The organism is Verrucosispora sp. WMMD573 (genome assembly GCF_027497175.1).
Taxonomy (GTDB): domain Bacteria; phylum Actinomycetota; class Actinomycetes; order Mycobacteriales; family Micromonosporaceae; genus Micromonospora.
Window position 1 is genome coordinate 5253294 of record NZ_CP114901.1, and the last position, 12131, is coordinate 5265424.

The window sequence follows — 12131 nt, forward strand, 5'->3', positions numbered from 1 at the left end:
GCGTCTCGTAAGACTTCATCATCGGCTGGTAATACCTGCCCCGCTCGATCCTGATTAGCGTCCGCGACATGACCGATGTGGTTCTTCCCTGCCGGAACGAGGCACCGGCCCTGCCCGGCCTGCTGGCCCGGATACCGGCCGGCTACCGGCCGATCGTGGTGGACAACGGCTCCACCGACGACTCTGCCGGGGTGGCCCGCGCCCACGGCGCGGAGGTGATAAGCGTCGCCGAGCCGGGCTACGGCGCCGCCGTGCACGCCGGTGTCGTGGCGGCCGACCCCGCCGACGGGGTGGTGTGCGTGATGGACGCCGACGGCTCCTTCGACCCGGCGCAACTGCCCCGGCTGGCCGCGTGTGTCCGCACCGGTCAGGCGCAGCTGGCCACCGGCCGACGCCGCCCGGTCGGCCGGGGCGTGTGGCCGCTGCACGCCCGGGCCGCCAACGCCGTCCTCGCCCACCGGCTGCGCCGCACCACCGGCCTGAAGGTTCACGACATCGGCCCGATGCGGGCGGTGCGCCGCGACGACCTGCTGGCGTTGGGGCTGCGCGACCGGCGGTTCGGCTACCCGTTGGAGCTGCTGATCGCGGCGGACCGGGCCGGTTGGCGGGTAGTCGAGATCGACGTCGACTACCAGCCGAGGGCGGCCGGCACCCGCTCGAAGGTGACCGGCACCGTGCTCGGCACCGCCCGTGCCATCCGCGACATGAGTGCGGTGCTGGCCCGGTGAGCGCCCCCCAGGTCCTGGTGCTCGCCAAGGCGCCGACGCCCGGACGCGTCAAGACGCGGCTCTGCCCACCCTGCACCCCCGAGCAGGCGGCCCGGGTCGCCGCCGCCGCCCTGGCCGACACCCTCGACACCGTCACCACCGCCGTGGCCGGTTCCCGCGTTCTCGTCCTCGACGGCGACCACCCGGCCCCGCCGGGGTGGGCGACGCTCCCCCAGCGCGGCGACTCCCTCGGCGACCGCCTCGCCAACGCCTTCGCGGACGCCCACGCACCCGGCATACCCGCCGTGCTGATCGGCATGGACACCCCGCAGCTCCTCGTCGGCCACCTCGACGCGGCCGGAGAACTGCTGGCCGCAGCGGGCGGTCCCGACGCGGTGCTCGGCCCGGCCACCGACGGCGGATGGTGGACACTGGGGCTGCGCGACCCCGACCACGCCACCGTGCTGCGTACCGTCGCCACCTCCACGGCCACCACCGGCCGATCCACCTTGGCCGCGTTGCGTCGGCGTGGCCTGCGGGTAAGCCTGCTGCCCTGTCTGTCCGACGTGGACACCGCCGCCGACGCCCGCGCCGTGGCCAGCTGGTGCCCGCCGGACAGCCGGTTCGCCCGCGCCGTCGCCGCCGAGGTGCCACAACCCGCACCGGCCGCCCGGTGAACGCCGTCGCGGTCTTCGACACCGCCATCGACCGGGCCGCCGCCGGTATCCCGGCCGCCTTCACCGCCCGGCACGCCAGCGGCGGTGTCCACCGATTCGACCCGGCCGCCTGGTGCCGGGACGTGATCGCCGGAGACGATGCGCTTATCGGTTGCTGCACCGGCCACACCCTCGACGTCGGCTGCGGCCCCGGCCGGCTCACCAGCGCCCTCGTCCACGCCGGGCAGCCGGCCCTCGGCATCGATGTCAGCGCCAGCGCGGTTCGGCTGGCCCGCCGTCGTGGCGCGCCCGCGCTGCACCGCGACGTCTTCGGTCCGGTGCCCGGTGCCGGCCGCTGGCGGCACCTGCTGCTGGCCGACGGCAACATCGGCATCGGCGGTGACCCGTACCGGCTGCTTCGCCGATGCCGTCAACTGCTGGCCCTCGACGGGCACCTCCACGTGGAGCTGGCGCCGGCCGGCACGCCGGCCTGGTCCGGGACCGCGACGGTGCAGATCGCGGAGGGTGCCGACCGCGTGCTGCCCTGGGCCTGCGTACCCGTTGACGATCTTCCCGAGCTGGCCGACGCCACCGCGCTGCGCGTGCTCCACACCTGGACGGAGGCGGGCCGGTGGTTCGCCACCCTGACACCCCGGTGACCGGCCGCGCGGCAGCGCTGCGACGCCTCACCCAGTGGTGCCTGGCGCCGTTGCCGGCACCGCCGGTGGCGCTGCGGCGCGGACCGCTGCGCCCCGGGCTGTTCCGGTCCCGGCTACGGTCGACCCGGCTGAGCAGTCAGCTCGGCGTCGCCCTCGGCGTGGCGTTCGCCGTCTGCTTCGCCACCGGTCTGCTCAGCCACCTGATCCAGCACCCGCCGGGCTGGTTCTGGTGGCCGACCCGCCCGGTCGGGCTCTACCGGTTCACGCAGGGTCTGCACGTGGCGACCGGGCTCGCCGCAATTCCGCTGCTCGGCGTCAAGCTGTGGTCGGTGTACCCACACCTGTTCAGCTGGCCGCCGGTCCGTTCGATAGCCCACGCGGCCGAACGTGCAGGCACCGGCCTGCTGGTCGCCGCAGCGCTGTTCCTGCTGGTCAGCGGCGTTCTCAACATCTCCCGCTGGTACGCGCCGATGCCGTTCTTCTTCACCGCCGGGCACTACTGGGTGGCCTGGCTGGTGGTCGGCGGGCTGCTGGTGCACATCGGCGTACACCTGCCGGCGGTCCGCGCCGCGCTCGCCCGCCCCACCGGCGAGCCACGGCAGGACGGGCTGAACCGGCGTGCCCTGCTCGGCGGCGTCGCCGCCGCGTCCGGGCTGATCACCCTGACCACCGTCGGGCAGACGCTCCGGCCGTTTACCGGTCTCGCGGTGCTCGCCCCACGCCACCCCGACATCGGACCGCAGGGCCTACCGGTGAACCGGACCGCGGCCGGTGCCAGGGTGCGGGCGGCGGCCCTCGACCCGGCGTACCGGCTGCGGGTCACCGGGCCGGACCGCAGCGTCAGCCTGGACCTCGCCGCCCTCAACCGACTTCCGCAGTACACCGCAGACCTGCCGATCGCCTGCGTGGAGGGCTGGAGCGCCATCGGGACGTGGACCGGCGTCCGGTTGGGCGATCTGGTCGCGCTGGTGGGTGCCGATCCTCGACGCTCGACGGCCACTGTCGAGTCACTACAGGTGGGCGGCCGGTACCGGGCCTGCACGGTGCCACCGGAACACGTCGGAGATCCGCTGACCCTGGTCGCGCTGCGGTTGGGCGGCGAGCCCCTGCACCTCGACCACGGCTATCCGGCGCGGCTGATAGCAGCCAACCGGCCCGGCGTGCTGCAAACCAAGTGGATCAGCCGGATCACCGTGTCGGGGACATCATGAAGACCCGGACCGGGTTGGTCGTCGGTGGCTGCCTGCTCATGGCGTACGCCGTCGTCGGCGCCCTCACCGACGCCGACCTGACGCCGGGCGGGGTGCTGATCTTCCTGGCCGCCGTGCTGGTGGGCCACGACATCGTCTGGATGGCGGCGGTGCTGGCCGTCGGCGTCGCGCTGACCCGTGTTCCGCCACGGGGCCGGACGACGGTCCGCACTGCGGCCATCACCGCCGCAGCGGTCACCGTGGTGGGACTCCCCCTCGCCCTGGGATTCGGCCGCGCGGCCGACAACTCCTCGGTGCTGCCGCTGCCGTACTGTCGCAATCTGGTCGCCGTCCTGCTCGCCATCGTCGGCGCGACGCTGCTGGCCTGCGTGGTGCGGCGGCGCGGGGCGACGGACCGTAAGGAAACCGAAAGGCCCGCCGACGGTCGTCCCGTGATCGGCGGTCGATAGCGTGGTCAGGATGGGACACCGGGTGCTGGTGGTCGACGACGACCCGACGGTCAGTGACGTCGTCCGGCGTTACCTCGAGCAGGCCGGCTGCGAGGTGCAACTCGCCGCCGACGGCGCCGACGGCCTCGCCGCGATCGCCGCCCAGCGACCCGACCTCGTCGTACTCGACCTCATGATGCCCGGTATCGACGGCCTTGAGGTCTGTCGCCGGATCCGGCGACAGCTGCCCGACCTGCCGGTGGTCATGCTCACCGCGCTCGGCGAGGAGGCCGACCGGGTCCTCGGACTCGAGGTCGGCGCCGACGACTACGTCACCAAGCCCTTCTCTCCCCGCGAACTCGTGCTACGGATCCGCTCCGTGCTGCGCCGCACCGCCGCGCAGACCGCCCACCCGACCGTCTCGGCGAAGCTGACCGACGCGGCGCTGACCGTGGACACCGCCCGCCGCGTCGCGACCATGGGTGGTACGCCGTTGTCGTTGACCGCCCGGGAAATCGACCTACTGATCTTCTTCATGCGTCATCCGGGGCGGGCGTGGTCGCGCAGCGACCTGCTGGACAAGGTCTGGGGATGGCAGTTCGGCGACCAGTCGACAGTTACCGTCCACGTCCGTCGGTTGCGCGAGAAGGTCGAGCACGACCCGGCCGACCCGCAGCGGATCCGCACCGTCTGGGGCGTCGGATACCGTTACGACCCGCTCGATGAGGAGACCGGGCAGTGAGCGACACGCTGCTCATCGGGCTCTACGCCCTCGCCGCCGGAGGCGTCGTCGGCCTGGCCGGTGCCGCAGCGCTACGGCTGCTGCGTGGCCGGTCGATTCTCGTGCACATCCTGGTGCTGCTCACGGTCACGGTCCTCGCCGTGGTAGCCGGAGTCGCCACTGTCGCACAGGCGATGTTCCTGTCCGCGCACGACCTGTGGGTCGTTCTCGTCACGGTCAGCGCCTCCGCGGTGATCAGCCTCGCCGTCGGCGCCACCTTCGGCAGCCGGCTGGCCGCTGCGGCCGTCTGGGCCCGGGCTGCCCGGGAACGCGAACGGCGGCTGGAGGCCGGCCGCCGTGAACTCGTCGCATGGGTGTCGCATGACCTGCGTACCCCGCTGGCCGGGCTGCGGGCCATGGCCGAGGCCCTGGAGGACGGCATCATCCACGACCCGGCCGTCGTCGACGACTACCACCGACGGATCCGGGTGGAGACCGACCGGATGGCCCAGCTCGTCGACGACCTGTTCGAGCTGTCCCGGATCAACGCCGGCGCGCTACGGCTCATGCCCACCACCGTGCCGTTGGGCGACGTGGTGTCCGACGCGATCGCCGGCGTCGCGCCGCTTGCCGCCCGCCGACGGATCCACCTGGTGGCCGCCGACAGCGGCTGGCCCAACGTGCGGGCCGGCGAACGTGAACTCGCCCGGATCGTCAGCAACCTGCTGATCAACTCCGTCCGGTACACGCCGGAGGACGGCAGCGTGCACATCGCCGCCGGCCACGAGACCGACAACGTGTGGTTGGCCGTCTCCGACACCTGCGGGGGCATCCCCGGCGAGGACCTGGACCGGGTCTTCGACGTCGCGTTCCGAGGTGAACGGGCCCGTACCCCCGCAGCGGCCGACTCAGGCGGTGGTGGCGGGCTCGGCCTGGCCATCGTGCGCGGACTCGTCGAGGCGCACGGCGGCCGGGTGAACGTCCGCAACACCGACCGCGGCTGCCGGTTCGAGGTACGCCTGCCCGCCACCTGAGGCGGTCCCTGGACGCCAGGTCTCGGCGAGCAGGGCGTACGTGTAGCCGTCCACCCAGCCCAGCTCGGCGTGCCAGGAGTCGCCGACCCCGTGCTGCTCACGACGCATGCCGATGCGTTCGAGCAGCCGCACGGAGGCCAGATTGTCCGCGAAGCAGCCAGCGGTGATCCTTCGCACGCCCAGCCTGTCGAACGCGTACGCCACCATCGCGGTGACCGCCTCCGTCGCGTAACCCTGGCCGCCGTACGCCGGGTCGAATATGTAGCCGAGCTGGGCTTCGGTCCGCGTCGGCATGCCGGGTTGCCCCATGCCGTCGATCACGTCGAGCGAGACGGTCCCGATCACCACGCCGCCGAGGACCACCGCCGTGCTGTGGTCGTCGGGATCCTGCGCCGCGCGCTGCCACGCCGCCCGGAAGGAAGCAGGGTCGACCTCGGTGCGCAGCAGCCAACGAGTGACCTCCGGCAGGTTGCGGTACTCCAGGATGTGATCGATGTCCTCGTCCCGCACCGGACGAAGCTCAAGACGCGCGGTGCGTAGGTTCGCGTTGCCCACGAGGTGGCACGCTAACGACGCACACCGTCACGACGCCTCCGAATTATCGGGTCGCCGGCGTCGCGCCGACCGGCAACCGCTCACGCTTTGCGGCGTAGTTCGCGCAGCACGCCGTGTCGGCGCAGGGCCCAGGCCAGACGCCGTACGCTCGAGTGCCGCACGAACAGCAGCGCCGCCCGGCGGATCAACCCGAGCCGATCGTGGCTGAACTGGTTGTCGATCGCGTGCCAGATCAGCTCGCGCACCCGGGCACTGTCCAGCACCGCCCGCACCTCGCGTCGTACCGCAGGATCCTCGGCCGCCGAGGCGATGGCCGCAGCCTGACCCGGCCGGTCCACCAGTGGCTGCACTGCCGCGACGAGCGGCCGGCGTACCTCATCCCGCTCCAGCAGCAGCAACACAGCCTCTCGAACCTCAACCGCGTCCAGGCCGGACCGCAGCAGCCGCAGCGCGCTGCGCTCTACCTCCCGATCATCATCTGGAACGGACAGCGTGGCCAGCAGCATCGACACCTCGTCGAGCTCGATCAGGTGTCGCAACCCGCCGCGGAACTCCGGCAGACCCCACGCAACCTGCAGACCCTTGGCGAGATTGCGGTTCATGCGCCCTGCGCTACCCGGATGGGACGGTCAGCGAAACCTGTGGTCTGTCCGGCCGGTAAAGGTCGAGTATTCAGTCGGTGCCGTCGGCGGCGAGCCGTTCCGGAAGCCCGAGCCGCGGGAACTGGTCGTCGTGGAACGTGACGATCTCGCTGATCGCCCCGCCGGTGATCCGCAGCACGTCGATCGTCAGCGGCAGGTACGCCCCGTCGCGTTTGCGCCAGTGGTAGAAGGCGACTGCCGGCTGCCGATTCACCCGCGTCTCGACGGCACGCAGGCCCGTCATGCCCCCGAAGCCGCTGCTGACCCAGTCGGTCACGACCGCGTCCCGGCCGACGTGCAAACCCGGGGTGGGCGGCATCGAGCAGCGGACGTCGTCGCGCAGCAGCGCGGCGAGCCGGTCGATGTCCGTGGCCACGCTGGCGTCGGTGTAGCGGCGTACCAGCTCCCGTGTCCCGGCGTCCTCCTCGCCGCCGGTCCAGTTCTGCCGCTCGGCGGGCAGATGCTCCCGCATGCCCGCGCGGGCCCGTTGCAACGCGCTGTTCACGGAGTTGATCGAGTCGCCGAGCAGTTCCGCGACGTCCTTCGCCGGCCAGTCGAGGACGTCCCGCAGGATCAGCACCGCCCGTGGGCGCGGCGCCAGGTGCTGGATCGCGACCAGGTACGCCAACTCGATCGTCTCCCGCGCGACAGCGACGACCTCCGGCTCGTCCGCGACGCCCGCGGCCAACTCGTCGAGCAGCCGGTCCGGGTAGGGCTGTAACCACCGCACCTCCCCGCCGGTCGCCGGCTCCGGGCGGCACTTGGCCAGCAGGTCCAGGCAGGCGTTGGTGGCTATCCGATACAACCAGGCCCGAAACGACGAGCGTCCCGCGAAAGTCTCCCTCCGCCGCCAGGCACGCAGGAACGTCTCCTGGACGGTGTCCTCGGCATCCTCGAACGACCCGAGCATCCGGTAACAATGCACGTGCAGCTCGCGGCGGTGCCGCTGCGCCAGCCCCGAGAACGCCGACTCGTCGATCTCGTCCAGACCGCTCAGACCCAGTTCGTTCGGCCGAGTATTCGCACCCATCACGTCATCCTTCCGTCTCGCGGTGTTCCGTCGTAGGTGTGACGGCTGCGGGCGCGACAACTCATCACCAGGGTCGTTCGGCGCCTCCGAGGCGGGTCAGCTTCCCAGCGCGCGTACCGCTGTCGAGGACAACCTGGTCAGGTCGGGTTGCGCAGGCAGGAACACCGTGGGAACACCGAGCGACTGGTTCATCGCGGCGAGTCGGTGCTCGGCCTGAAGGTCGCTGGTGTTCCGCACACCGCGCACGATCACTGCCACCTCACGACTACGACAGTATTCGGAGGTCAACCCGCTCCAGGCCACCACGGTAACGGAGGTCCACTCGACCGGCAGGGCAGCCCGGACGGCGGCGGCTCGCTCCTCCTCGCCGACGTCTGGACGCTTGTCGCTGTTGACGGCGACCAGCACGACCAGTTCGTCGAAGAGGTCGCGTGCCCGGCGCATCACGCTCACATGCCCGGCAGTCAGGGGATCGAAGCTGCCGGGGTAGACGGCGCGTACGGGACCGGCGGCGGGTGCTGTCGCCGCGAGCGCTGGTGCGGGTGTCACGACCGCGACCGAGGGAGCCGGAGTCGTGCTCCTGTGCGGGTGCTCATGGCCCGACTGTAGGCCGCCGGACTTGCTGGCCTCTGGGTGGGACGGGCTTGAGGCGCGACCTGACGGTCCGCTGCTGACGCGGCCAGCCCGAGCCGCACCACCGCTCTCGGCGTCGCCTACCTGCCGATCAGGAGCGCTTCGGCTGCCACCGGCCGAAAGCCGGCCGCCTGGAACGCCCGTACGCTGCGTGCGTTGCCGGCGGCCTGCTGCGCCCAGAGCGGCTGGCCGTCGGGCACCAGATGCCGTGCGGCGGTCGCCAGCGCCCGCCCCAGGCCCCGGCTTCGATACCCTTCGTCGACCTCGATCGCCGTCTCCCAGCGACCCGCCACGCCGCGGCCGAGGATGACGATCCCGCCGTCGGCCGCCCAGACGCGCAGGTCGGCCCGGCGCCTACCGGCCCTGGTCCGACGTGGATGATCCGTGTTCACCACCTCTGTCAGGTCCAGTGGAGGCGCACCGGCGAGAGGGCTCGCCACTGTCAGTAGGTCGATCGTGTCCATGGCGCGCCGGGTGCGGTCGAGCAGCGCGCGCAGAAAGGCCGGATTCATCGCGGCCGCCAACGGGTCGCAGTCGAGAGACGCCAGGATGCGGCGCACCCACGCCGGGTCCTCGTCGGTGAAGACCACGGAGTGGGCGGTGAAGGCGACCACTCCGGCGTCACGACTGCTTGGCTGGGGCACCACGGTGACGCCGCCGTCCGGCGCCGGGAAACGCCCCTGGGCTGCCGCATCCAGGATGTCGGCCAACTCGCTGCCCATGATGATCCTCTCCCGGCGCCCGGCGATCGACCCGGTCAGTCCCGCCGATCTCCAGAGCATGCCAGCTCGGCGGTCACCAGGGTGCCCTCGAACCTAACCGGTGATCACCGGCCAGGCGTAGGCCAGCAGGGCGAAGGCCGCACCGAGCAGCGCGAGCGAGACGCCCCGGGTACGGAGGGGCAGCGCGGCGAGCACGAGCAGGATGACCGCGACGACATAGAGGAACGCCTGCACCGACATGACCGTCTCCTTCGGGGGTTGGCTGACGAGCGGATTGCCTCTACCCCCGTCGTCCCTGCCGCCAAACCCCTGCCCGGGCACAACAGCAGCGGTCCGACCAGCACCGCTCAGACCGCGCGGCCGAACACGGCAGCCGAGCCGTGCGTCGATCGGTTGACGTGCATTCGTACCGCAGCGGGAGCCAGATCTCCCGCTTGAGCAGGATGTGGCCGGGCGCTGACCCGGTGAGCATGTCAGTATGTCACGTACATTTCGGACACTGAAGATCGTGGCGTCCAGCGTCGCGCTGGTGACCACCATCGCCGTCGTACCCGCATCCGCCGCCGCGCAGCCGGGTCCGCCAGTCGGGCCGTCCACCGGCGGGTTGGACCGCGCCGAGCTGCGCGCCGCACTCGCCGCAGTGCCCGCAGCCGGCGTCCCGGGGGCACTGGTCGCCGTGCGCGATGGCCGGCGCGACTGGCGTGACGCCGCCGGCCAGGCGTTCCTGACCAGACCTCGGCCGATGCAGCCGCAGCTGCGGCACCGGATCGGCAGCGTCACCAAGACGTTCGTCGCCACCACCGTGCTCCAGCTCGTCGACGAGGGCCGGTTGGACCTCGACGACCCGATCGGGCAGTGGCTGCCCGACGTCGTGCCGGGTGAGCTCGGTGCCCAGGTCACTGTCCGGATGCTGCTGAACCACACCAGCGGCATCGGCAACTACACCAACACCATGATCGGATCGTACGCGGCGATCAACCAGATGCAGGTCACCACGTACGCTCCGACGGACCTGGTCGCCATCGGCCTGGCCATGCCGCCGACAAACGCTCCGGGCACCCGGTTCAGCTATTCCAACACCAACTACGTCCTGGCCGGACTGCTGATCGAAACGATCACCGGCAACGATGCGGCGGGCGAGGTGCAGCGGCGCATTCTGCGTCCCCTGCGACTCACCGGGACCTCCTTCCCCGGCACCGACCCGAGGATCCGTGGCCCGCACAGCGGCGCCTACTTCGCCCCGTTCGGCGTACGCGACGTCAGCGAGTTCAACATGAGCTGGGCCTGGACGGCCGGCGAGATGATCGCCACCACGGCAGACCTGAACACTTTCTTCCGGGCGCTGCTCGGCGGTGACCTGCTCAGCCCGACCACCCTCGAGGAGATGCTCACCGGGGTGCCGATGCTGCCGGAGCAGCCCGAAGCCGGTAGCTACGGACTCGGCATCTACTCGCTACCCACCCCGTGCGGTGAGTTCTGGGGCCATGACGGCGCGGTCATCGGTCACCTGACGTACTCGATGCACAGCCGGGACGGCACCCGCCAGGTGTCGTCCGGGATCAACCTCAGCCACTACCAGATCGGCCTGCCCGACCCGCATCCGATCGACATTGCCTGGTACACGTTGCTGTACACCGCGATTTGCCCGACCGACGAGGCGAACAGCCGTTCGGCGACGGCCGTACCGCCGCTGCCCAGCGTGACCCGGATGCCGGGCACCAACGACGCGGCGGTGGCGGTGCCCTGACGTACCTGCTCCTCGGTGATCCCCTGACGGCCCGGTGACCGTCAGGGGATCACGCCATTCCCGCCGCAGCCCGGTCGGGACGACGGCGGCAGGAGGTGAGGTGAGCCACGACAGTCACACCTGGGGTTCCGCCGGTGTCTTGATGGTCGAAGCGTCCGCGAAGGGAGCCAGACATGACAGGGAACACCAGGGTGGTAGTGGTCGGCGGCGGATTCGCCGGTGTGATGGCGGCCAATCGCCTGATGCAGCGCGACGACGTCTCCGTGACCGTGGTGAATCCGCGACCGGACTTCGTCATCCGGCTCCGACTGCACCACGTGGTCGCCGGTGTCCACGATGCGGTCGTGCCTTACCGGCAGGTGCTGGCCGAGGACGTTCAGCTGCTCCAGGACAACGTCACGGCAATCGACGCGGCCCAGCGCAGTGTGACCCTGCTGGGCAACGGCACCCTCGGCTACGACTACCTCGTCTACGCGGCGGGCAGCGCGAGCGCCGGCTCACGCGTTCCCGGCGCGGCCGAGTTCGCCTACCCGATGGCCACTCTCGAGGCAGCACAGCGACTACGCTCGATCCTCGGCGACCAAGGTCCCGCGACCCCGGTGACGGTCGTCGGCGCCGGGCCGACCGGCATCGAAACCGCCGCCGAGCTGGCCGAACGGGGACACCGGGTCAGTCTGGTCTGCGGGCGTACGCTCGGCGCGTACCTGCACCCGCGGGCCCGACGCGTCGCCACCAGGTCGCTCACCAGGATCGGCGTGGACGTCCTGGCCGGTCCCGGCGCCGAGGTCACCGAAGTCACGCGGGACGCCGTGCGGCTCGGTGACGGTCGTACGCTGCCGAGCGCGATCACCATCTGGACCGCGGGCTTCGGGGTGCCGGACCTGGCCACCCGCAGCGGGTTGCGGACCGACGCCATCGGGCGTCTGATCACCGACGAGACGCTGACCAGCGTCGACGACGAACGCATCGTCGCGGCCGGGGACTCGGCGGCGCCGTCGGGCGTGCCGTACCGGATGAGCGCCTACACGGCGAGCTGCCTCGGCGCGCACGCCGCGGACACAGTGCTGCGGCGCATGGCGGGCACCGCCCCGGAACCGGCGAGCGTCTTCTTCGGCGCCATGTGTGTCGGTTTGGGCACGCATGCCGGCATCTACCAGGTCGCCGGCCGGGACGACACCGCGAACCGGATGTTCGTCGCAGGCCGCCTCGGCGCAAGGCTCAAGGCTCTGACCTACCGGTTCGCGGTTGGTCACCTCACGAACGAGGCCCGCAAGCCCGGATCGCACCGGTGGCTCGGCAACAACAAGCGCCGACAACTGCTCCAGGCGCAGGCGGCACCGGCGCGGGCTGCCGCTGACCGCTCGGCGTAGCGCGACGTGGTCTGCCC

Annotated in this window: 14 protein-coding genes and 1 pseudogene; 9 read left to right on the forward strand and 6 right to left on the reverse strand. The window is 71.5% G+C overall.

Annotated features, from left to right (window positions below):
- Positions 1 to 68 precede the first annotated feature (68 nt).
- The 7 genes from O7601_RS23890 to O7601_RS23920 are packed head-to-tail and all read left to right on the forward strand — an operon-like array spanning position 69 to position 5416.
- Positions 69 to 728: a glycosyltransferase family 2 protein gene (locus O7601_RS23890; protein WP_281563327.1), complete on the forward strand. Its 660-nt coding sequence runs from the start codon at positions 69 to 71 to the stop codon at positions 726 to 728.
- Complete coding sequence (locus O7601_RS23895) at positions 725 to 1384, forward strand: DUF2064 domain-containing protein (RefSeq protein ID WP_281563328.1); 660 nt, start codon at positions 725 to 727, stop codon at positions 1382 to 1384. The genes O7601_RS23890 and O7601_RS23895 overlap by 4 nt, the downstream gene beginning before the upstream one ends.
- A complete protein-coding gene (locus O7601_RS23900) occupies positions 1381 to 2022 on the forward strand; it encodes a class I SAM-dependent methyltransferase (RefSeq protein WP_281563329.1) in 642 nt (213 codons plus the stop codon). Before O7601_RS23895 ends, O7601_RS23900 begins: the two co-directional genes overlap by 4 nt.
- Positions 1995 to 3233, forward strand: coding sequence for a molybdopterin-dependent oxidoreductase (locus O7601_RS23905; protein ID WP_281563330.1), 1239 nt, complete (start codon positions 1995 to 1997; stop codon positions 3231 to 3233). Before O7601_RS23900 ends, O7601_RS23905 begins: the two co-directional genes overlap by 28 nt.
- Complete coding sequence (locus tag O7601_RS23910) at positions 3230 to 3682, forward strand: hypothetical protein (protein WP_281563331.1); 453 nt, start codon at positions 3230 to 3232, stop codon at positions 3680 to 3682. Before O7601_RS23905 ends, O7601_RS23910 begins: the two co-directional genes overlap by 4 nt.
- 10 nt (positions 3683 to 3692) lie before the next feature.
- On the forward strand, positions 3693 to 4403 hold the full coding sequence (locus tag O7601_RS23915) for a response regulator transcription factor (protein WP_281563332.1): 711 nt from the start codon (positions 3693 to 3695) through the stop codon (positions 4401 to 4403).
- Positions 4400 to 5416: a HAMP domain-containing sensor histidine kinase gene (locus O7601_RS23920; protein WP_281563333.1), complete on the forward strand. Its 1017-nt coding sequence runs from the start codon at positions 4400 to 4402 to the stop codon at positions 5414 to 5416. The genes O7601_RS23915 and O7601_RS23920 overlap by 4 nt, the downstream gene beginning before the upstream one ends.
- A 12-nt stretch (positions 5417 to 5428) precedes the next feature.
- Here the strand turns inward: O7601_RS23920 and O7601_RS23925 are convergent.
- From O7601_RS23925 to O7601_RS23950, 6 genes and pseudogenes are all read right to left on the reverse strand, one after another.
- Positions 5429 to 5971 (reverse strand): annotated as a pseudogene (locus tag O7601_RS23925) (GNAT family protein); the annotation flags it as partial.
- An 80-nt stretch (positions 5972 to 6051) separates the two neighbouring features.
- On the reverse strand, positions 6052 to 6573 hold the full coding sequence (locus O7601_RS23930) for a hypothetical protein (RefSeq protein ID WP_281563334.1): 522 nt from the start codon (positions 6571 to 6573) through the stop codon (positions 6052 to 6054).
- Positions 6574 to 6643: 70 nt separating this feature from the next.
- Positions 6644 to 7642: an RNA polymerase subunit sigma-70 gene (locus O7601_RS23935; protein ID WP_281563335.1), complete on the reverse strand. Its 999-nt coding sequence runs from the start codon at positions 7640 to 7642 to the stop codon at positions 6644 to 6646.
- A 96-nt stretch (positions 7643 to 7738) separates the two neighbouring features.
- Complete coding sequence (coaD, locus tag O7601_RS23940) at positions 7739 to 8191, reverse strand: pantetheine-phosphate adenylyltransferase (RefSeq protein WP_281563336.1); 453 nt, start codon at positions 8189 to 8191, stop codon at positions 7739 to 7741.
- A gap of 164 nt (positions 8192 to 8355) precedes the next feature.
- Positions 8356 to 8997, reverse strand: coding sequence for a GNAT family N-acetyltransferase (locus O7601_RS23945; RefSeq protein ID WP_281567017.1), 642 nt, complete (start codon positions 8995 to 8997; stop codon positions 8356 to 8358).
- A 93-nt stretch (positions 8998 to 9090) separates the two neighbouring features.
- Positions 9091 to 9237: a hypothetical protein gene (locus O7601_RS23950; RefSeq protein ID WP_281563337.1), complete on the reverse strand. Its 147-nt coding sequence runs from the start codon at positions 9235 to 9237 to the stop codon at positions 9091 to 9093.
- A gap of 268 nt (positions 9238 to 9505) precedes the next feature.
- On the opposite strand from O7601_RS23950, the gene O7601_RS23955 reads away from it, so the two are divergent.
- Together O7601_RS23955 and O7601_RS23960 are read left to right on the forward strand one after the other, a co-directional pair.
- The gene (locus tag O7601_RS23955; RefSeq protein ID WP_281567018.1) at positions 9506 to 10744 is read left to right on the forward strand and encodes a serine hydrolase domain-containing protein; all 1239 of its coding nucleotides are present in this window, start codon (positions 9506 to 9508) and stop codon (positions 10742 to 10744) included.
- Positions 10745 to 10917: 173 nt separating this feature from the next.
- Positions 10918 to 12114, forward strand: a complete 1197-nt coding sequence (locus tag O7601_RS23960) for an FAD-dependent oxidoreductase (RefSeq protein ID WP_281563338.1) — start codon at positions 10918 to 10920, stop codon at positions 12112 to 12114.
- Positions 12115 to 12131: the final 17 nt, after the last annotated feature.

Coding starts and splice junctions, on each gene's coding strand:
- O7601_RS23950 (WP_281563337.1), bottom strand. CDS start 9,237: ATGTCGGTGCAGGCGTTCCTCTATGTCGTCGCGGTCATCCTGCTCGTG.
- O7601_RS23935 (WP_281563335.1), bottom strand. CDS start 7,642: ATGGGTGCGAATACTCGGCCGAACGAACTGGGTCTGAGCGGTCTGGAC.
- O7601_RS23930 (WP_281563334.1), bottom strand. CDS start 6,573: ATGAACCGCAATCTCGCCAAGGGTCTGCAGGTTGCGTGGGGTCTGCCG.
- O7601_RS23945 (WP_281567017.1), bottom strand. CDS start 8,997: ATGGGCAGCGAGTTGGCCGACATCCTGGATGCGGCAGCCCAGGGGCGT.
- O7601_RS23890 (WP_281563327.1), top strand. CDS start 69: ATGACCGATGTGGTTCTTCCCTGCCGGAACGAGGCACCGGCCCTGCCC.
- O7601_RS23910 (WP_281563331.1), top strand. CDS start 3,230: ATGAAGACCCGGACCGGGTTGGTCGTCGGTGGCTGCCTGCTCATGGCG.
- O7601_RS23915 (WP_281563332.1), top strand. CDS start 3,693: ATGGGACACCGGGTGCTGGTGGTCGACGACGACCCGACGGTCAGTGAC.
- O7601_RS23960 (WP_281563338.1), top strand. CDS start 10,918: ATGACAGGGAACACCAGGGTGGTAGTGGTCGGCGGCGGATTCGCCGGT.